Genomic DNA, 247 nt, shown 5'->3' with positions numbered 1-247 from the left:
TTGCCGACGTTCAGACTTCCACTTCGCGCTGCGCGCCTCGGCCGCGAACAGCTTGCCGATCAGCACGACGAAGCGCGTGGCCAGCAGATCCGGCGAGCGTGCCGCCTTCGGCACCGACTCCTCGGCCTTGATGAAGCCGCGGCGCACGTGTGCCCAGCATCCGAGATGCACGAGCTGGTGATCGTGGGCGATTCCGTTGTAGAGCTCGTACCCGTCAGTCATCAGCACGGTGCCAGGCTGCACGCCA

1 protein-coding gene is annotated in these 247 nt (G+C 66.0%); it reads right to left on the bottom strand.

Features of this window, described 5'->3' with window-relative positions:
• Positions 1–247: IS66 family transposase (locus U5771_RS35520; RefSeq protein WP_322028231.1), on the bottom strand; the 247-nt coding region annotated here is incomplete at both ends.

This window comes from Burkholderia sp. BCC1977, from assembly GCF_905339595.1.
Lineage (GTDB): Bacteria > Pseudomonadota > Gammaproteobacteria > Burkholderiales > Burkholderiaceae > Burkholderia.
The sequence above is the reverse complement of the archived record's forward strand: the minus strand, read 5'-3'. Positions and strand labels throughout refer to the sequence as shown.